Below are 20,034 nucleotides of genomic sequence, written 5' to 3'. Positions count from 1 at the left end.
AATTATAATTTTAAACTACCAATTAGTAAAGGAACCATCTCGTCGTTTTAATCTCGGAGTTTCTACCATTTCGAATTTAGTGGCCAAGGCGAGTTCTTCATTGAATTCTATTCCTAGACCTGGCTCGTTTTGAACTTTATATCTATTCCCTTTAAGCTGCGGTTGTACAGTGTAATAATTGGCATCGTCTAACCCTGGATTATCTACCGGGGTATTCATTTCTTCTAGCCATGTGAAATTTGGACAGGCTGCCGCTAAATGAATAGTTGCCGCAGTACAAATTGGTCCAATGGGGTTATGAGGTAATAAATCTATATAATGGGCTTCGGCCATATGTGCAACTTTCATTGCCTCTGTAATTCCTCCCACATTGCAAACATCAATTCGAGCAAATTGGGTAATATTCTTTTCTATATAAGGTAAAAATTGCCATTTACTTGCAAACTCTTCACCAATAGCAAACGGCACATTGACCATTTTGCGTAATTCCTGATATACCTCTGGTGATTCATCTCTAATAGGTTCTTCTATGAAATCGAGAGTTCCTAAAGGCATGCGTTGAATGAACGATACGGTTTCCGGTACAGATAACCTATGATGGTAATCAATACCAATAGTTACTTTTGTTCCCACTTCCTTACGTAAAGCGGTAACCCATTCTGCAATAACCGCAATAGAATTTCGAGGCTCAAATTCGGAAGCATATTTACTTTCTTCGTATTCGGCTGGCGCCAATCTTAGCATATTCCATCCTTCTTTAATTAGGGTTTTTGCACTAGCAATTAGTTCTTCTTTACTACTAAATCTTAATGATGCAAAACACTCAATATAGTCTCTTTGTTTGCCACCCAAAAGTTCATAAACTGGAATCCCTAAATCTTTTCCTTTAATGTCATAAAGCGCAATATCAATTGCTGAAATAGCAGCTGTTAGTACACGACCTCCTTCAAAGTATTGTCCGCGATACAAATTTTGCCAAATTGCTCCGATTTGTTTAGGGTCTTTTCCTATCAATAAAGGGCGATAGTGATCAATAACTCCTATAACCGCCAATTCCCTTCCTGTAATTCCAGATGCTCCCCATCCATAGATACCAATGTCCGTTTCAATTTTTACATTTAATTGGCTTCTACCTGCAATGTTAACCGGGAAAACTTTAATATCGGATATTTTCATTTTACATTTTTTAAAAAGTAAATGTTCAAGGTAAAGAAAAAAACCGAGGTCTTTGAGGCCTCGGTTTTCCAAACTAAACTACTAAACAATTTGACTAAACTTAATTTTTATAATAAAAAATTAATAAGTTCAAATATTTGTTAATTGGTATACCCATCGTTTTGGATAAGACCAGCTTTCTCTACCTCATCAAAAGGAATTGGTAGGTAATAATCTTCTTTATTAAATGTTCTTTCTTCTAAAACATTTTCAGGAATCATAGTAAGCGTTCCATTAATATCTAAATCTCCACTTGCGTTTCTCTTTTCCCATTGAACTCCTAAAACATCTTCACCCATCTTATCTTCATCCATCCATCTTCTTAAATCATAATATCTGTGATGTTCAAAGAATAGTTCCATTTGCCTTTCATACTTTATATCTTCAAGTAATGCAGGTCCAGAAGATGTGATAGCTGGTAAGCCAACACGTTCTGCTACCATACTTACGTAAGTTCTAGCCTCGCCTTCATTACCTAACATATATTGAGCTTCAGCATAGTTTAAGTAAATCTCTGGTAACCTTGCCAAAGGAAATGGTCTGTTAGAAGACTGTGTAACATCAATAGTAATAGATTCATCTAAGAATTTGCGTAAGTTGTAACCGGTTAACGCAAAGTGTCTTCCATCATTTCCTAAGAGGTCTTTACTGTTATTTCCGAAAGGAGACCAGTACTCTAGCTCTACCCCGTGGAAAGAAGAACCTTGAAAGTTAATGTTTGCATAGAAACGCATTTCTCTATTAGCGTAAATATCATTAACATCGTATCCACTTCCAGCATCGCCAATTCTCATACCGTTGGCCATTTTGAAATCTTGCACAAAATTGTGAGTAGGGTTACTTAATCCCCAACCCCCATTCGCTACCGGAGAGTGCGCTTTGTCTGGCAATGTATTAAAGTCATTTGGTACATTAGGAAACTCAGGGCTATATGGTCTTGCAAAAATAAGCTCTGAATTAGGGCTTAAGAACATGTTATGATATTCTTCAGCAGTTGTTACTGGAACCAACGAGTAGTGTCCGTAATCTATTAATGCTTTTGCTGCGTTTGCAGCATCTTGCCACTTAGAAGGTTTTGTATAATCGTACAAAGGACCTCTAGGAGCACCAGATTCACTTGGGTCATGTTGTGCACTTGCGGCATATAATAACATACGTGATTTTAAGGCCATACAAGCTCCTTTGGATACTCTACCAAATTCAGCACCACCACGTGTACCGTCTGGTAATAATGCAATGGCTTCGTCTAATTCGCTTACAATAAAATCAATACAGTCTTCATAAGAAGCTCTGGCTACAGTAAAGTCATCAGCATCAAAAGCAAATGGCTCGGTAACTAAAGGTACGCCTCCCCAAAAATTAATCATTTGGGCATAAGCTACGGCTCTAAGGTATTTCATTTCTCCTTTTAAAACAGCAACTTCGTCTGGGCTATTAGTAGCAACAGGACTATCATCAATTTTACTTAGAAAATTATTTGCTGCACCAATATATCTATAATATACCGGCCAAGTATTACGGAAAAAGCCCATATTACTAGGAGTGGTGGTAGAATAATTATTGGTGTATCTAGAACGGGTTGGCCAGTGGAACCAACACTCATCAGAGGCGTTTTCAATTCCTATACGTCTTGTCCACCAATCTACAAAGTTCATTCCCCAGTTTTCTGTTACGTTATAGTTATAGAAAACTAGACTTTCAGTAAGAGCAATGTCACTGTAAATTACAGCTTCGTTATAAGAATCTCCAGGAGCACTTTCCAAAACATCCTCGCAACTAATAAAGCCTAATACGGCAATTGCTAATATTATTTTAAATTTTTTCATCTTAATTTTTTATTATAAGTTAATATTTACACCTAAACTCCATGTTTTCAATGGTTGGTACAACCCTTGTTCAAAGTTTCTGTAACCTGGCATTTCAGGGTCTAAATCAAGACCTTTCAATTTGTCCCATGTAAATACATTAGAGCCTCTTAAGAACACTCTTAAATCCGCAAATTTAGTTGCGCTTTTAGGAATGTTATAACCAATTTGTAACTCTCTTAATCTTAAGAAAGAAGCGTCGTGAATCCAAGTGTCTGCTGTAATAGCATTGTTTGCAGATGACTTAGCATTAAATGTGTCTGCTCTTTCATATGCTCTTGGGTATCTGCCATTCGGGTTTTCTGGAGTCCATCTTTGCTCAAATAAATAAGCAGGTCTGTTTCCTGAATTATCAAAGAAAATAGCAATATTAGCATTAGCTTGCCCTTGAAACAATAGGTTTAAATCAAAATTCTTGTACTTTAAGCCTGTGTTAAAAGAATATGTTATTTCTGGTACGTTAGAGGTGTACCTTCTAACTACATCATTACCTGTAATTTGTCCATTTCCATCTGTGTCTACATATTTTATGTCTCCGGGTAATGTACCTGCTCCAGCGGCAGGATCAGCATCGATTTCTGCTTGAGTCTGGTAAATTCCATCTGTTGGGTATGATTGGAAAGAACCTAAAGCGTGCCCTTCTTGTTTTCTCCAATCAGGAACTCCAGCAGCTTCTGCCATATAAACAATTTCATTCTGGGCGTTTGCTATATTTCCACCTATGCTATAAGATAAGTCTTCGTTAATTTCGTCGGCATAGTTTAATTCAAATTCCCATCCCCAATTATCAACAATACCAATGTTTTCATTAGGTAATGCACCTAAATCTAAACCTGCATGAGAAGGGATATCTGCTGCACTACTTGTTAGGATGTCAGATCTATCTCCCCAGTAGTAGTTAAAGTCTCCGTTAAGCTTACTGTCAAATAAAGAGAATGACAAACCAATATTCTGTGTGGTAGCAGATTCCCAAGTAACGTTAGGGTTTCCAATACTGTTTAAGTAGAACGAATTTGCCAATCCTGGTGATTCACCAAAAATGTAATAATTTCTGTTTTGAACAGATCCACCACCTAAACCAAATTGGTCAAGGTATGCAAATGGGGCAACACGATCATTACCAATTTGTGCCCAAGATGCACGAAGTTTTAAGTTATTTAACCAACCGCTAGTTCCTTCCATAAAAGGCTCTTTGGTGATTACCCAACCAACTTGTACCCCTGGGAATGTTCCATATTTCTGACCTTCAGGGAAAATATCAGATCCGTCATATCTTAAAGTGAAATCAATTAAATATTTCTTTTGGTAGTTATAAGATAATGACCCAAAGTAATTTTGACGTGCTCTTCCAGGGTTGGAAACACCAAAAGCTGTTCTACCTTCGTCTCCACCAGCAAATAAATCTGGTAATAAGGCAGAAGGTAAATCTCTTTTATATGCGTTAAAGTTTCTACCTCTCCATTTTGTTTGCTCAACGGCAACAAAACCTCTTAAAGTATGATCTCCAAAAGTTCTATCATACTTAAGCTGTGCATTTATGTATTCTTCATTGTATTTCCAAAAACTATCACGTACTGCAATGGTATTTCCAGAGTTGAAATCAAAACCTACTTGAGGTACATATTCATCTATAGTAGGGTTATATGCATAATTAGTCCAAGGTTGTGTAAGGTGCTTGGCATCTCCTGTTCTCCTAGTAATAGTTGTATTCGCGTTTAATCCTAACCCTTCAGTAATAAAGCCTAAGTCTACGTCTAAATTAAAACGAGTTCTAAACTCAGTATTTCTTTCATCGTTAAATCCACCTGCAAAACTTGACATAATAGCTGGATTAGCTCCATCTTCTGCTGCAACTCCGTATAAACCATTTGGATATTGGCCAACTTCTGTAGGTAATGTAACTGTTAAATGCTTGTAAATAAATCCTCTACTAACACCAGGTTGTACGCGTTTGCCACTCAATCCATATAAATCAACACCCAATTTAATTCTGTCATTTACTTTTATATCTAAGTTAGTACGCAATTGATATTGCTCAAAGCTTAAATCTCCAGATTTATACTGTCCACCTTGGTCAAGCATGTCACCATTAACAAAATATTTAATGTTCTCTGACCCTCCAGAAACATTAATGCTATGACGCTGTTGGTGAGCCCAATCATTCATGGTTAAATCAAACCAATTAGTATCAGGATATTGAATTGGGTCATTCCCTATTCTAAAGTTTTCAATATCTTGATCTGTGAATTGTAAGGGGTTACCATGTCTTGAATCTACCTCATTTTGGTAAGTCGTATACTGGAATGAATTCATAAATCTTGGCGTACGCGTAAATTGCTGTATTTGTTGCGTAGTGCTTAAAGATATTTTTGCCTTTCCAGATTTACCTCTTTTTGTTGTTACAAGTATAACACCATTTGCAGCTCTTGCACCATATATGGCAGCAGCAGCATCTTTTAATACCGACATGTTGGCTATGTCTCCAGGTGCTAAGAATGAAAATGCCTGTGAATTTGAAGGCACACCGTCAATAACATATAAAGGAGCATTGTTTCCTAATGTAGCACGTCCTCTCACAAATACCTGTACATTATTTTCACCAGGATAACCACCACGGTCATTTACTGTTAATCCAGGAATTTTACCAGCTAAAGATTTGGAAAGGTTTCCACTAGAGGTTCTTTCAATCTCTTCAGATTTTAGTGTGCTTACTGCACCAGTAAGTTCGCCTCTAGTTCTTGTTCCATATCCTACAACAACTACTTCATCAAGTCCAGCAACGTCTGCCTCTAAAGTGACGTTAATTGTAGTGTTGTTTCCTACCGCAACTTCTTGAGTTTTATACCCTAAATAAGAGAATACCAAGATTGCTCCATTTTCAGCTGAAAGACTATAGTTACCATCAAAGTCCGTTTGGGTTCCTTGAGAAGTTCCTTTAACCAAGATGTTAACACCTGGTAAGGGGCCATCAATATCAGATACAGTACCAGAAACAGTGATTTGTTGAGTTGATACTTGATCTGATGCAGGCTCTATGTTTTCAGAAGATGTGCTTGCATTAATGTTTAGAAATGATATTGCAAACACAACAAAAGAAAGTTTGAATTTTGAATCAAACTTTAAGGACATTAGTTGCCCTAAATAAGACATTAGTGGCCTTACATAAAAGTGATTTTTCATATTTTTGATTTGTTAGAGTTAAAATTACCCACGACAATGGGTTTTTTTCTTTTTGAATTCATGCGACAACATGAATTTTACTAATAGGAGGGTATTTTGATACTCTCCTTTTTTATTTGTGATTAATTCATTTTAAAGTTTGTTTATGTCATAAATTTAGTTTAGTTATTAATTGTTTTTTTTATTAGTTAAGTATATAACAAGTAGTAAATCAACAGCTTGTAAGTTTTGTTGTATCTTCAAAAGAAACCCGTTCTTTGCAAAGAAATGATAATTTCATGATGAAAGAATTGCGAAATTTACCTTTCAATAATATTATTTTACCCTTTTGTTAACATTAAATTAAGGTTTTATATAAATCGTATTGTTAATATTCTTTTTGGCATGGTTAAATGGAATAGTTATTAAGTTAGATATTAAAAGGAGCATGAAAATCCTCTGTCCTTCAATTATGTTTATTACAAATAACAAACATGAATGATTACTACTTTTATATTTAGTAACAGATTATAAAAGACTTAATTCAAGTTTATCTATTAAATCAATGACTTCCGTAACTCATAAAAAAGGTGTGGTAAAATTAGACGAGAGAAGGGTAAAACTAAAGAGTATTTAGTTCTTAATATTTGATTTGTTTGTATTATGGAACAAATCATAGAAAACTTTTCGACTATACTGGATGATGCAGCTAAGGTAGCCAACCCAGTAATTCAAATAAGCAATACCTCAAAAATAACATTAAATCAGGCTTATGAAATTCAAGCTTTAAGTATTCAACGAAGATTAGCTCGTGGTGAAAATTTAACTGGTTTAAAAATGGGATTTACTAGTAAAGCCAAAATGGAACAAATGGGTGTTCATGATATGATATGGGGAAGGCTAACTAATAACATGCATTTTGAAAATGAAGGTGATATACCAATGAATAAATTTATTCACCCAAGAGCTGAACCAGAAATTGCATTTCTTTTAAAAAAGGATATTACCAGTAATATTACCATTAATGAGGTTGAATCATATATTGATGGACTTGCACCAGCTATTGAGATTATAGACTCTAGGTATAAAAACTTTAAGTTTTCCTTAGAAGACGTAATTGCCGATAATTGCTCTTCTTCTGGATATGTTTTGGGTAAATGGTATTCCCCTGATACCGATGTGTCTAATATTGAAATTACTATTGGGACAAATGGAGAAGTTAAGGCAATTGGCAATTCTAAGGCAATATTAGACAATCCTTTTCAATCACTTGTTGAAGCAGTTCGATTGGCTCTAAAATATGGGCAAGAGCTTAAAAAGGGAATGGTTATTCTGGCTGGGGCGGCAACATCAGCAATCCCTGTAAATGATGGTGATACGGTACAAGCAACTTTTGGAAATCTAGGAAGTTTAAGCTTTCAAGCTAAATAAAATGAAGGATAAAGAACATAAAAAACTAAGAAGTCAAGAATGGTTTGCACCTTCAGGAGGAGGAAAAGGAGGATTTGTACATCGTAAAGCATGGCGAAAAAATCAAGGACTACCAGCAGATACATATGGCAAACCAGTAATTGGTATTTGTAATACATGGTCTGAGCTTTCTCCATGTAATACACATCTTCGTGATTTAGCAGAATCTGTTAAAAGAGGCGTGCTTGAGGCTGATGGTTATCCCTTGGAATTCCCCATTATGAGTACAGGGGAATCCATTATAAAACCAACGGCAATGCTCTTTAGGAATTTGATGAGCATGGATGCAGAAGAGAGCATTGGTTCAAATCCATTGGATGGTGTCGTTCTATTAACAGGATGTGATAAAACCACACCAGCTACCATTATGGGAGCCGCCAGTGTAGATATTCCGACCATTGTGGTGCCTGGGGGCGCTATGTTGAATGGAAGATTTAGAGGAAAAAATATTGGCAACGGTACCTATGTCTGGAAACTAAAAGAGAAAATTAATAGTGGAGAGTTGACCGAAGACGATTTAAAAGATGCTGAAGTATGTTCTGCTAGAAGTGAGGGGCATTGTACCACAATGGGAACAGCTTCCTCCATGGCATGTATGGCAGAGGCTTTAGGTCTTACGCTTCCTGGTGCTGCAGCAATTCCTGCAGTAGACGCTAGAAAAAAAGTCATGGCTCAACTTTCTGGAAGACAAATAGTAGACATGGTCAAGGCGGACCTTAAAATGTCCAATATTCTTACTAGAAAGGCTTTTGAGAATGCCATTATTATTAATGCTGCTATTGGAGGTTCTACAAATTTCATTGTTCATCTACAGGCCATTGCCGGAAGAATGGGAGTTGAATTGAATTTACAAGACTTTGACGATTTAGGGAGTAAAATTCCGCTTCTAGTGAATTTAATGCCTTCTGGTAAATACCTCATGGAAGAGTTTTATGATGCCGGCGGTTTACCAGTTGTACTTAATTATATGAAAGAACATCTTCATAATGATGTCATTACAGTGAATGGAAAAACGTTAGGTGAAAACAATGCTAATGCCATTTGTTTTAGAGAAGATGTTATTTATAAACCATCTGAACCTTTACAAAAAGAGGCTGGTATAGCTGTTCTGAAAGGAAATTTATGTAAAAATGGGGCTGTGATAAAGCCATCGGCTGCTACGGAATCCTTGTTAGTTCATACAGGAAAAGCAGTTGTTTTTGAAAATATGAATGATTTTAGAAATAAAATTGATGATCCCGATTTAGATATTGATGAAAACAGTGTGATGGTCTTGAAAAATGTGGGACCTGTGGGATTCCCGGGTATGCCAGAAGTAGGCAATTTGGACTTACCTAAAAAAGTCCTTGAGAAAGGTTTTAAAGATATGGTGAGAATCTCTGACGGAAGAATGAGTGGAACCGCCTTCGGTACTGTGGTGTTACATGTTTCGCCCGAATCTGCAGTTGGAGGTAACTTGGCATTGGTTGAAAATGGGGACCTTATCATTTTAGATGTCCCAAATCGTAAATTGAATGTAGATATTAGTGATGAAGAGTTACAAAGACGACGCGAAAAATGGGTGGCTCCAGAATCAAAAGCGAAAAGAGGGTATCCAAACTTGTATGTAAATACTGTAGAACAGGCGCATCTTGGTGTGGATCTTGACTTTTTAGTTGGTAATTCTAAAGATAATTAAAATCATTTAATTTCAATATGGCAATTTTACTTCTATTTTTAAGTATTGGCATCATCATTTGGTTAACGGCCAAACTCAATATACATCCTTTTTTAGCACTTTTGGCGGCAGCGTTTTTCTATGCACTTTGTTCTGGACTACCTTTTGAATCCATTGTTGATTCGGTAAATGGAGGATTCGGGAAAACACTTGGGAAAATCGGTTTAGTTATTATTCTTGGGGTTATTATGGGAACATTCCTTGAGAAATCCGGAGCGGCATATAAACTTTCTGAAGTTATTTTGAGGGTTATTGGAAAAAACCGCGTTCATGAGGCTATGGGGTTAACCGGTTTTATAGTATCAATACCGGTATTTTCAGATAGTGGGTTCATTATTCTTTGCCCACTTAACAAGAGCTTAACCAAACGTGCAGGATTATCATTGGCAGGAACAGCTGTAGCCCTTAAATTAGGGCTTTTTATATCACATATTTTAATTCCGCCAACACCAGGTCCTATTGCGGCAGCTGGTATTTTAAAAGCAGACGTAGGTTTGGTAATGCTAGCAGGATTATTAGTGGGTATTCCAACCTTGGTTGTAGCCATTATTTATTCAAAATATATTGGAAAGCGAACTTACATTGACCCCAATCCAGATGTAACCGAAGCTGAAGTAAAGGAAAAACTAAAAAATGCCCCAAGTAGTTTCAAGTCTTTTTTGCCTATCCTTGTACCAATTGTGTTAATTCTAATCAAATCGGTGTTAGATTTTCAATTAGGAAAAGAAGCCATGACAGAAGGGTTTTTATACTTCATAAGTTTCATTGGCACACCTACAATAGCCCTTTTAATAGGTATGCTCCTTTCGTTTATGCTTCCTAAAAAAATTGATGCTAAAATGTTTTCAGGTTCAGGATGGATTGGAAAATCATTAGGAGAAGCTTCAAACATTTTATTGATTACCGGAGCAGGAGGTATTTTTGGAACCGTATTACAAAATAGCGGAATGGCAGATTCGGTTACCAACTTAGTGTCGGGTCTAAATTTAGGTATATTACTACCGTTTCTATTATGTGCTGTAATTAAAACGGCCCAAGGGTCTTCAACGGTAGCTTTAATTACCACAGCATCTATTATGGCTCCTTTATTAGGAACTCTTGGTTTTGATACAGAAATTCAAAAAGTATTTGTGGTTCTAGCTATAGGAGCTGGAGCAGCCGTAGTATCTCATGCTAATGATAGCGGATTTTGGGTGGTAACATCTATGTCAAATTTCGATACAAAAACAGGATACAAATTGTATACTAGAGGTACCTTAGTTGTAGGACTAACCTCTGGTCTAATAATTTGGGGCGCATCATTATTTATTTGTTAAACAGAAAATTAAATTACTAATGCCACATTTAATTGTAGAATGTTCAGAAAATATTTTAAAAAAGCTTGACCCTGATAAAATAATTCAAAGTATTTATAATACGGTAACTGCTGTAGATTCATTTGAGAATAATGTAATGGTTAGGATTATTCCTTATAAATATTATACTACTTTAGGAGGAAAAGATGATTTCATTTACATTTTTGCCAATATTTTGGAAGGGAGAACCTTGGATAATAAAAAAACCTTTTCAAAAAATGTTATTGCTTTACTCAAAGAAATGTTTCCTGATGTTCCAAAAATATCAATTAACATCAGAGAATTTGAGAGAGCCACATTCGTTAATAATTCAATGTTATAAAGAAGATAAAAACAATGGATAATAATAAAATTAAAGAAATGGCCAATAGGCTATATGAAGCTTCTCAAACAAGAAGCTATTGTTCTCCAGTAAGAGAGGTTATTGGAATTGAAGACATTGAGGCAGCTTATGCTACTCAAGATATTAATACAGAACGCCGCCATAAAGCAGGTGCCAGAATAGTTGGTAGTAAAATAGGTTTAACTTCGGTTGTTGTACAAAAACAATTGGGTGTTGATCAACCAGATTTTGGAGTGTTATTCGACGATATGGAGTTGGAAAATGGGTCTGAAGTAGATTATAATTTACTAATGCAGCCTAAAGCTGAGGCTGAAATTGCTTTTGTTTTAAAAGAAGATTTGTCTAACTCGCAAATAGGAGCAGCTGATGTTATTTCGGCTATTGATTATGCATTGGTATCTATTGAGATTGTTGGCAGCCGAATAGCCAATTGGGATATAAAGATTACGGATACTATTGCAGATAATGCCTCGGCAAGTCATTTTGTGTTAGGGCATAAGCCAGTGAAACTTGAGAATTTAGATTTGACTGGTTGTAGTATGGAAATGTTTGTTAATGGTGAAAAAGTATCTGAAGGTACCGGTGCCGCATGTATGGGGTCTCCTATTAATGCCACATTATGGTTGGCAAAAATCATGGCAAAATTAGGTCGTCCTTTAAAAGCAGGTGATGTTATTCTTTCTGGAGCTCTTGGTCCAATGGCAACTATTAGTCCAGGAGACGAAGTTGTGACTACTATAAGTGGATTAGGCAGTGTTTCGATAAAATTTAGTGATAGGTAGAAATATAACTATGGAAAAAGTAAAATGTGCAATTATCGGTTCTGGTAATATTGGAACAGATTTAATGATAAAAATATTAAGATATTCTGATGTTTTGGAGATGTCTGTTATGGTTGGAATTGACCCTAATTCAGATGGCTTAGCCAGAGCAAAGAGAATGGGAGCAGCAACAACTCATGAAGGTGTTGACGGACTTATAAAAATGGATGAATTTAGAGATATTAATATCATATTTGATGCTACTTCGGCAAAAGCCCACCTTTACAATTATGACAAGATAAAGGCATTTTCAGATAAACAAATGATTGATTTAACGCCAGCTGCGGTGGGGCCATACTTAATTCCCCCGGTTAATTCCGATGCTATTACAGAAGGAGATAATGTAAATATGGTTACTTGCGGAGGTCAAGCTACCATTCCAATTGTGGCTGCAGTTTCTAAGGTCGCAAAGGTTCATTACGGTGAAATTGTAGCCTCTATTGCAAGTAAATCTGCAGGACCGGGAACCAGAGCCAATATTGATGAGTTTACCGAAACGACTTCAGAAGCTATTGAAAAAATTGGAGGTGCTGATAAAGGCAAGGCCATTATCATTTTAAATCCTGCTGAACCACCTTTGATGATGCGCGATACCGTATTGACTTTAAGTGAACATGGTGATAAGGATGCTATCAGACAAAGTATAACCGATATGGTAACGGAAGTTCAAAAATATGTGAAAGGTTATCGATTACACCAAGAGGTTCAGTTTGATGAAATTCCAGAAGATAAACCTGTATTTATCGAAGGTTTAGGTTATCGGTATGGTCTTAAAACAATGGTGTTATTAGAAGTTGAAGGTGCAGGGCATTACCTGCCAGAATATGCAGGAAATTTAGATATTATGACTTCAGCAGCTAAAGCCACAGCCGAAAAAATAGCCCAATTAAAATATCAAAATGCTTAATCATGAATCAAAAACTATATATACAAGATGTTACTTTAAGAGATGGTATGCATGCTATACGTCATCAATACTCTAAAGAACAAGTTGCAGAATTGGCGAAAATATTAGATGATGCAAAAGTTGACGCCATTGAAATTGCACATGGAGATGGGTTAGCTGGAGCAAGTTTTAATTACGGATTTGGAGCTCATACAGATTGGGAGTGGTTAGAAGGTATTGCAGATAGTTTGACTCATGCAAAATTAACTACGCTTTTACTACCAGGAATAGGAACTATAGAAGATTTGAAAAAAGCGAGAGATTTAGGCGTGGAAAGCGTGAGAATAGCTACCCATTGTACCGAAGCTGATGTATCTGCCCAGCATATAGAAAAGGCAAAATCGTTGGGGATGGACGTAGGCGGTTTCTTGATGATGTCTCACATGGTTGAGCCATCTGTTTTAGTAGAACAGGCTAAATTAATGGAATCTTACGGTGCCAATTGTGTTTATTTAACAGATTCTGCTGGTGCTCTTCTTATGGACGGAGTTGCAGAACGTATTAAAGCCTTCAGAAATGAATTAAACCCAGAAACAGAAGTAGGTATTCACTGTCACCATAACCTGAGTTTAGGGGTAGCAAATACTGTTGTAGCCATGCAACATGGGGCTACTAGATTGGATGCTTCCTTAGCCGGTATGGGAGCAGGTGCTGGTAATTGTCCGTTGGAAGTATTGGTTGCCGTATTAAATAAAATGGGTGCTAAACATAATAGTGATTTATACATCCTTATGGATGCGGCCGATGATATTATTCGTCCGTTACAACAGCGTCCTGTACGTGTAGATAGGGAAACCCTATCTTTGGGATATGCTGGCGTATATTCCAGTTTTTTATTGCATTCAGAACGCGCTGCCAAGCGCTATGGTATAGATACGAGACATATTTTAGAAGCCCTTGGAAAGAGAAACATGGTAGGAGGTCAAGAAGATATGATAGTAGATGTGGCATTAGATATGCTTAACGATTCTAAAAAATAAAATCTCTTTATGATAACATTAAAAATCAATGGAAAAGAACATCAAGTGGATGTGGACCCTTCCATGCCTTTATTGTGGGTAATCCGAGATATCATTGGGTATACAGGAACTAAGTTTGGATGTGGTAAAGGTTTATGTGGTGCTTGTATGGTTTTAATGGATGGTACTGCTGTTAATTCATGTCAGATGCCTGTTTCTGCTATGCAAGGAAGGGAAATCATAACCATTGAAGGGGAAACCGAAAATTTACAGGCCCTTCAGAAATCTTGGGCGGAATTGAACGTGCCTCAGTGTGGCTTTTGTCAATCAGGACAGTTAATTACGTCCACTGCTATGCTGAATAACAATCCCAATCCTAGTGAGGAAGATATAAACAGCAATATGTCCCGTAACATATGTAGATGTGGTACATATACCAGAATAAAGGGAGCCATTAAACATTGTGTTGAACAAAACAATAAAAGTTAAGTATGGAGCCCATTAAAAATATAAGTAGACGTGGTTTTATAAAAGGTATTGGATTGGCCTCTGGAGGATTGGTATTGGCTTCTACGGTGTATTCATTTTCAAAATTTGAAGACGAAGCTGAAGTTATTTCAGAATTTAATCCCAACCTTTTTGTTCAGTTAAATTCTGATGGTAGTTTGATATTGGTTGCTTCACGCTCCGAAATGGGACAGGGCGTACGTACGTCTTTAACCTCAGTCATTGCAGATGAAATGGAAGCTGATTGGGATAAGGTAACTGTAAAACAAGCCACTGGCGATAAAAAATACGGTAATCAAAATACCGATGGTTCCCGAAGTGTTAGAACGCTCTTTCAAAAGATGCGTCAAATGGGAGCTACCGTGAAATCGGTGCTAATTACTTCGGCAGCTAAGTCATGGAATGTTCCTGAATCTGAGTGTACTGCAGAAAACCATTTTATAGTTCATACCAGTGGAAAGAAAATAGGCTTTGGGGAATTGGTAGATATTGCTAAAACCTTAGAAGTCCCTGAAAAAGTAAAACTAAAATCACCTAAAGATTTTAAATATATAGGCAAGAACCTGCCAAGTATTGATGTAGAGAGTTTATCAAATGGAAGTGCCGTATTTGGATTGGATAAACGGATACCAAATATGAAGTTTGCCGCCATTAAACGTTGTCCGGTAGCACATGGAACCGTAAAATCTTTTGATAAAACCGAAGCATTAAAGGTAAAAGGTGTTGTTGATGTTGTTGAGGTGCCCATGTTAAGAAAGGCTTTTGGGCCTTTAGGTGGTGTAGCTGTGATTGCTACCAACACTTGGGCAGCATTTAAAGGTAGAGATGCTTTGAAAGTTGAATGGGATACAGGAGCCAATGACTCTTATAATTCCGAAGCTTACATGAAAAGCATCACGGCCAATGTTCATAAACCAGGCCATGTTGAAAAGAGCATTGGCAATATTGAAAGCGCTTTCCAAAGTTCAAATAAATCAGTTGAGGCCACTTATCGGTTACCTCATTTGGCCCACTCTCCAATGGAAGTGCCTAATGCTGTAGCATCAGTAAACGGTAACACCTGTGAGGTTTGGGCACCTATTCAATCACCGCAAGCTGCTCGAAGAGAAGTCGCTAATTTTTTGAATACAGAAGAAGCCAACGTTACCATTAACGTTACTTTTTTAGGTGGCGGTTTTGGTAGAAAGGCGAAGCCCGATTTTATTGTTGAGGCTACAGCTATTTCTAAGGCTATCAATGGGCCAGTTCAAGTGGTATGGTCACGCGAAGATGATATTCAACATAGTTATTATCATACCGTTTCATCCCAATATTTAAAAGGTGCTCTAGATTCAAAAGGCAATGTAACAGGTTGGTTGCATCGTTTTGCATTACCAACTATTGGCTCAACTTTTACACCAGGAAAAAATTTGCCACAAGCTTGGGAAGCCAGAAGTGCTAAGGATGTGCCTTATGATGTGCCAAACATGCAAATTGAAACAGGAAAGGCCGATGCTCATGTTAGAATAGGGTGGTTGCGTTCCGTAATCAATATTCCTCATGGGTTTGCCATTAATGTGTTTGCTGATGAGTTGGCACATGTAGCAGGAAAAGACCCGCTTGATTTTAGATTGAATTTAATAGGAAGAGACCGTATACAAGATACTAAAGACCCTTATAAGTATAACACAGCAAAATTAAAACATGTACTAAAAACTACGGCTAAAAACGCTGGTTATGGTAAACCATTACCAGAAGGACATGCTATTGGTCTGGCGGTACATTATAGTTTTTACTCACATTTAGCTGCTGCGGTTGAGGTTTCAATTACTGATGGCAGTCTTAAAGTCCATAAAATAAATATGGCGATTGATTGTGGTACTGCAATTAACAAGGATACTATTACAGCCCAGATGGAAGGTTCGGCTATTTTTGGAATGTCATTGGCTTTCTATGGGAAAATAACAGCTAAAGACGGAGCCATTGAGCAGAGTAATTTCCATGATTACCGAATGACAAGAATGTCGCAAGCGCCTGATATTCACGTTGAAGTCATTGATAGCAATGAGCCTCCAACGGGGGTTGGTGAACCCGGAGTACCCATAATAGCACCGGCTATAGTTAACGCTATATTTAAGGCAACTGGTAAACGTTATAGAAGTTTGCCTTTGTCTGACCACGGATTGGTTTAATCAAAAATTTAGATTTATAATGATTGGATATAAAAGACCAATTCAATTGGGAGCGCTATTGTTTTTGACAGTTTCGTGTAGTTCAAAACAGAAGCAGCAGAATACTGTTGACAAAAAAGAGTCTCCAAAATACATCACGGCTACATTACCAAACCAAAACCCTGAAGGTATTGAGTTTGATAAAAATAAGGGAGTGTTTTTAGTGAGTGCTATTAATGTTAACCCCAATATAGCTACTGTTGGGTTTTTTGGTGAAACTTCTCAATTTTCGAAAAACCAAGGTTCTATACCCGGAGGGAGTTTCGGACTTCAGGTGGATTATAAAAACAATAGACTACTCGCATGTACTAATAACGACGAAGCAGCTCATGTGGCCATTTATGACCTAGATAGAGGTGATTTGGAAAAGCTCGTTAATTTATCCCAAATATTGCCAGAAGGAACCGAATATCAAGCTAATGATTTGGTAGTAGTGGGAGACGATATTTATGTTACAGGGCGATTAGAAAATACTATCTACAAAGTGAGCTCTGATTTTCAACCGATTGCGTTTTTTCAACGAGAAGGACTTGAGCGTCCTAACGGCATTGTATATATTGATAAAGGCTATTTAATTGTGGCTTATTATACCAATAGCGAAGCATATTTGGTAAAAATTCCAATTGACAATCCATCAGATTCTCAAATAATAGAAATTAAAAACTTTGAATTCAGAGGTTTGGATGGCATGCTCTTAACTGAAAGAGGAAGTTTAATTGGTGTTACAAAAAACTTTGAAGACCCTAAAAAAGGATTCGTTTTGGAGTTTTCAAGTGATGACGACTGGAAAACAGCTTCTTTGATCGATTCAATAGATATTAATAGAAGTACTACTATAGCACAAGTAAATCCTGGTGAATATTATGTGATGAACCAAGATTGGAAGACACCAAATGCCGAGAATTGGACTTTAGAGCGCGTTGAAATTAAAAAGGCAATCAAGTAAACCTCGATTGCCCTTTTCATAAAACTAACTCAAATTAAACTAACTATCTATTCTTTTTTATTTCTGTTGCTGCTATAATATCTCCTTTATTACCCCAACTGTTTCTAATGAAATTCATAACATCAGCAATTTCTTGGTCCGATAGATAATTGAAGCCTACCATAACGCCATAATATGTGACATCATTTACTTTCATTTCGCCATTGGCACCATTTAAAACTACTTTGATACTACGGTCTATATCTGCCATTAGGTAATCTGATTTGGCAATAGGAGGGAATGCGTTTAAAACACCTTCACCATTTGCCATATGACATGCTATACAATTAGTTTTGTATAAACTTTCACCTCTTTCCATGCTCTCTGAAAGTTGGCTCTGTCCGATGGCCTTAAATGAAAAAGCCAAGGTTATGAGAAAGTATATTAAATATATCTGTCTATTCATTGCAGGTGAATTATTTCCAAACGACTGGTAGCCAAACCGACATGTCCACAGGACCGCGGTTGCTCCAAGTATAATAAGGAATGAGGGTTATGTCTACCTTATCTATTTTTTTAGGCTCTAACTTCTTATAAAGGCTCTGGTTAGACCAAGTTTTATTATTAAGTACTTCGGCTTCACCTTCTAAAACTGTAACTCCGGATAATAGGTTGGCATCATATCTAGGAGAAAGTTTAATGTTTTGTGGAATTACAACGTCTTGTACTTTGGTCCCTTCTGGTAAATCCTTTGATTCTAAACAATACACTAATGGACCGTATTTTACAGCTACTTGGTTGCGCGCTTGCTCCACATGCGGATTTGCTTCAATCAATTGAGCTTCCATAGGTAAATTAAGTTCTAAAACATCTCCTTTTTTCCAGGTACGTTTTAAATCGAAATAAGTTCCAGGTGTCAAGACTTCAGTTATAGGTTCTCCATTCACTTTTAAGGAGGCTCCTTCAACCCAAGCAGGAATTCGCAATTTTAAAGAAAACTCTTTTTTCCTCTTAACATCAATTGCAATCTGAATTTGACCGTCCCATGGATAATTTGATTTTTGGGTCAGCTTAACGTTTGTGCCATTCGCCAAATCAGTATCTAAGGTATTGCTACCATACAAGTTCATCCAAATGGCATCTTCAGATTTGCTATAGGCGTAGCTATGCATTTTGGCAATAGTTCTAATGATGTTTGGCGGACAGCAAAACACCGGCATAAATTCTCTTCTTTTACCAAAATCCCTTGTTTTTTGAGGTTGTCCTTGTACATAACGTAATGGGTTGGTATAATAGTAGTTTTTACCTTCTAAATCTATTCCAGATAATGCACTGTTGTAAAAGATCAATTCCATGGTGTCTGCAAAACGAGATTCCCCATTCAGTAAAAACATACGCCAGTTGAACATACCGTTTCCAATATTAGCACAGGTTTCGTTATAGGAAACAGTGTTGGGTAAATCATAGATTTCAGCATAGCCTTCACTGATTTTATCATTATTTCTAGAAACCGTATGATGGTAAGAACCGGTAGCCCCTGTAATAAACATTTTTTGGTTAACTAGGTTGTTCCATATTTTTTCTAAAGCATCAAATAGGGCCTGTTCACCAGTTTCCGCATATAAATCTGTAGCTCCGCAGTATAAATAGTTGCCATGACCTGCATGACCTACGGCTTCTGTTTCCTTCCTAAACGGAGTTCGTTTTTGACTATGGTCTAAACCTCTTGACTTCCATGCTCCTGTTACTTCAGTTGAACCTAGCATGTCTATAAAGGTTTGAGCTAGCTCAAGATACTTTCTGTTTCCAGTAGTTCTATACATTTCAACCAGTCCCATATAATGAGGAGGATTCCAATCTATAGCAGCTAATTCTGGAGATGGTTTATGAAATTTATCATAAATGTGATCACTTGCTTTAATAGCAATATTTAAGAAGTTCTTTTTTCCAGTAATTCTATGGTGTACACATGCTGCAGACATTAAATGACCAAAGTTATAGAACTCATGATCAAAATCTATTGTGAATGGATCATTGAATGAATCAAAAGCGACTTGATCTTGACGAGGGAACTTATTCTTACCATGACCTATCTGGATTTTGGTATGTATATAACCGTTATCTCTTTGCCCTTTGGCTATAACTGCAATGTATTCATCCATTTTAGTGTTGATACTTTCGTCTTTAGTAAGTCCGTAGGCATACGAAAGGGCTTCGATGTATTTGTAAAAATCCCCATCATGGAATGAAAAGCCTCTGAATTCTCCATCAACTAATCCCGCTGCCACTTTAAAGTTGTTAAAGGCATGGATAGTGTTAGGGTCTTCCATGAGCTTCCCAAGATTGGGAAGCATGGTTTCATGACATAGTTTTTGTTTCTCTGCCCAAAAACCATCAGTCCAAACACAGTCGTCAAAATCAACTGTTTTTAGCTTCATGTTAGGGGACTCAGCATTATTGATAACTCCTAGTTTTTGAGCAAAGGATGTTCCCATAACAAATACCAGGGCACTTGTAATTACTATTTTTTTCATAATGGTAG

General features: G+C 36.9%; 15 protein-coding genes. 10 read left to right on the top strand and 5 right to left on the bottom strand.

Features of this window, described 5'->3' with window-relative positions; translation table 11 throughout:
- Nucleotides 1-15 precede the first annotated feature (15 nt).
- From FUA22_RS17435 to FUA22_RS17425, 3 genes are all read right to left on the bottom strand, one after another.
- The gene (locus FUA22_RS17435) at nt 16-1,176 is read right to left on the bottom strand and encodes a mandelate racemase/muconate lactonizing enzyme family protein (RefSeq protein WP_147769886.1); all 1,161 of its coding nucleotides are present in this window, start codon (nt 1,174-1,176) and stop codon (nt 16-18) included.
- 140 nt (nt 1,177-1,316) lie between these two features.
- Nucleotides 1,317-3,041 (bottom strand): RagB/SusD family nutrient uptake outer membrane protein, encoded by a 1,725-nt coding sequence (locus FUA22_RS17430; protein ID WP_147769885.1) that lies wholly within the window; start codon nt 3,039-3,041, stop codon nt 1,317-1,319.
- A 12-nt stretch (nt 3,042-3,053) separates the two neighbouring features.
- On the bottom strand, nt 3,054-6,260 hold the full coding sequence (locus FUA22_RS17425) for a SusC/RagA family TonB-linked outer membrane protein (protein WP_206667123.1): 3,207 nt from the start codon (nt 6,258-6,260) through the stop codon (nt 3,054-3,056).
- A 642-nt stretch (nt 6,261-6,902) separates the two neighbouring features.
- Here FUA22_RS17425 and FUA22_RS17420 point away from each other — a divergent pair.
- The 10 genes from FUA22_RS17420 to FUA22_RS17375 are packed head-to-tail and all read left to right on the top strand — an operon-like array spanning nt 6,903 to nt 17,513.
- Nucleotides 6,903-7,670 (top strand): 2-keto-4-pentenoate hydratase, encoded by a 768-nt coding sequence (locus FUA22_RS17420; RefSeq protein ID WP_147769884.1) that lies wholly within the window; start codon nt 6,903-6,905, stop codon nt 7,668-7,670.
- A gap of 1 nt (nt 7,671) precedes the next feature.
- On the top strand, nt 7,672-9,387 hold the full coding sequence (locus FUA22_RS17415) for an IlvD/Edd family dehydratase (RefSeq protein ID WP_147769883.1): 1,716 nt from the start codon (nt 7,672-7,674) through the stop codon (nt 9,385-9,387).
- 17 nt (nt 9,388-9,404) lie between these two features.
- Nucleotides 9,405-10,742 (top strand): GntP family permease, encoded by a 1,338-nt coding sequence (locus tag FUA22_RS17410; RefSeq protein ID WP_147769882.1) that lies wholly within the window; start codon nt 9,405-9,407, stop codon nt 10,740-10,742.
- A 19-nt stretch (nt 10,743-10,761) separates the two neighbouring features.
- Nucleotides 10,762-11,103, top strand: coding sequence for a 5-carboxymethyl-2-hydroxymuconate Delta-isomerase (locus tag FUA22_RS17405; RefSeq protein ID WP_147769881.1), 342 nt, complete (start codon nt 10,762-10,764; stop codon nt 11,101-11,103).
- A gap of 14 nt (nt 11,104-11,117) precedes the next feature.
- A complete protein-coding gene (locus FUA22_RS17400) occupies nt 11,118-11,906 on the top strand; it encodes a 2-keto-4-pentenoate hydratase (protein ID WP_147769880.1) in 789 nt (262 codons plus the stop codon).
- Between the two features lie 10 nt (nt 11,907-11,916).
- Complete coding sequence (locus FUA22_RS17395) at nt 11,917-12,852, top strand: acetaldehyde dehydrogenase (acetylating) (RefSeq protein WP_147769879.1); 936 nt, start codon at nt 11,917-11,919, stop codon at nt 12,850-12,852.
- Nucleotides 12,853-12,854: 2 nt separating this feature from the next.
- The gene (gene dmpG / locus FUA22_RS17390; RefSeq protein ID WP_147769878.1) at nt 12,855-13,871 is read left to right on the top strand and encodes a 4-hydroxy-2-oxovalerate aldolase; all 1,017 of its coding nucleotides are present in this window, start codon (nt 12,855-12,857) and stop codon (nt 13,869-13,871) included.
- 9 nt (nt 13,872-13,880) lie between these two features.
- Nucleotides 13,881-14,339 (top strand): (2Fe-2S)-binding protein, encoded by a 459-nt coding sequence (locus FUA22_RS17385; protein ID WP_147769877.1) that lies wholly within the window; start codon nt 13,881-13,883, stop codon nt 14,337-14,339.
- 2 nt (nt 14,340-14,341) lie between these two features.
- Nucleotides 14,342-16,528: a xanthine dehydrogenase family protein molybdopterin-binding subunit gene (locus FUA22_RS17380; RefSeq protein WP_147769876.1), complete on the top strand. Its 2,187-nt coding sequence runs from the start codon at nt 14,342-14,344 to the stop codon at nt 16,526-16,528.
- A gap of 19 nt (nt 16,529-16,547) precedes the next feature.
- Nucleotides 16,548-17,513 carry a hypothetical protein gene (locus tag FUA22_RS17375; RefSeq protein ID WP_147769875.1) on the top strand — a complete coding sequence of 322 codons (966 nt, stop codon included), beginning with the start codon at nt 16,548-16,550 and terminating at the stop codon, nt 17,511-17,513.
- A 43-nt stretch (nt 17,514-17,556) separates the two neighbouring features.
- Here FUA22_RS17375 and FUA22_RS17370 read toward each other — a convergent pair whose 3' ends face one another.
- Both FUA22_RS17370 and FUA22_RS17365 read right to left on the bottom strand, forming a co-directional pair.
- Nucleotides 17,557-17,871: a c-type cytochrome gene (locus FUA22_RS17370; RefSeq protein ID WP_206667122.1), complete on the bottom strand. Its 315-nt coding sequence runs from the start codon at nt 17,869-17,871 to the stop codon at nt 17,557-17,559.
- Nucleotides 17,872-17,968: 97 nt separating this feature from the next.
- Nucleotides 17,969-20,026, bottom strand: a complete 2,058-nt coding sequence (locus FUA22_RS17365; RefSeq protein WP_147769873.1) for a glycoside hydrolase family 127 protein — start codon at nt 20,024-20,026, stop codon at nt 17,969-17,971.
- Between the last annotated feature and the right edge of the window lie 8 nt (nt 20,027-20,034).

Origin of the sequence: Seonamhaeicola maritimus (assembly GCF_008056315.1) — a bacterium.
GTDB classification, from domain to species: domain Bacteria; phylum Bacteroidota; class Bacteroidia; order Flavobacteriales; family Flavobacteriaceae; genus Seonamhaeicola; species Seonamhaeicola maritimus.
Note: the sequence above shows the minus strand (reverse complement) of the source record. Positions and strands in the feature narration are given on the sequence as shown.